Below are 770 nucleotides of genomic sequence, written 5' to 3'. Positions count from 1 at the left end.
GTGAATATACAGGCTGTTAGCTGAAATGAGCCTCGTTACCTCAAAAATTCGGGCTATTGACTAGGTCAACCGTAAATGGCCCTGTAAGGGCCGCTTGATTTGGCCCCAGTTGGCGAATACCTCGTTACGGTTCAGCCCCGGGTGTCGATGTCGAGCATGGTGCAGATGTTTTCGATGCTATTGGCCGTACACAAGCGGTATGTTCCAGGGACGATGCTGTCCGGCATCGTAAGTGTGTCTGGTCCGGGCCCGCTTACGCCGATGTCTGCCCAAGCTATGCCCTCGTTATCGTCCACAGACCACCACGACGGAGAACCGAAACTGTCGCTGTTGTCGATGGCGGCCGTTAGGTAGTAGAGGACATGCCAGTCGTTACCACCTTGTTCTTCTAGGACCCATGCGATGCCGCGATCAGTCTCTTGAGGGAATCGGACCTCGATGGTTTCGCCCGGGCTAGCTGGCGAAGCCGAAACTTCGAGCAACTCAGGACGGATTTGGGCCGCTGGGTCATTCGCGCCTTGCCGCTGATTCTCCGCGTCACCACATCCGATCAACAGGCCCAGCGGAACAATGAAGGCGACTCCGCGAAGCAGCTGCGATACCCTCATCAGTAGCTCCCGGCTTCTCGTCGTTCCGTATCCCGTTCGTCCATCATGAACTAGCCGCGTGCACCTTCGCAGGCGTAGGTGGAAGCGTTACACGACCGGAATCGACTCGCCTCCGCCCTGCCGGGGTGAGGAAGGCTACTCTGACGGGTAATTATTTAGAGG

Annotated in this window: 1 protein-coding gene; it reads right to left on the bottom strand. The window is 57.0% G+C overall.

All coding sequences use genetic code 11. The annotated features are described in order from the left end of the window. Positions 1-131 precede the first annotated feature (131 nt). Entirely contained in the window at positions 132-608 is a 477-nt protein-coding gene (locus ABD059_RS14950; RefSeq protein ID WP_343881465.1) for a hypothetical protein, read from the bottom strand. Positions 609-770: the final 162 nt, after the last annotated feature.

It is taken from the genome of Arthrobacter flavus, from assembly GCF_039526005.1.
In the GTDB taxonomy this organism is placed as follows: Bacteria; Actinomycetota; Actinomycetes; order Actinomycetales; family Micrococcaceae; genus Arthrobacter_D; species Arthrobacter_D flavus.
Note: the sequence above shows the minus strand (reverse complement) of the source record. Positions and strands in the feature narration are given on the sequence as shown.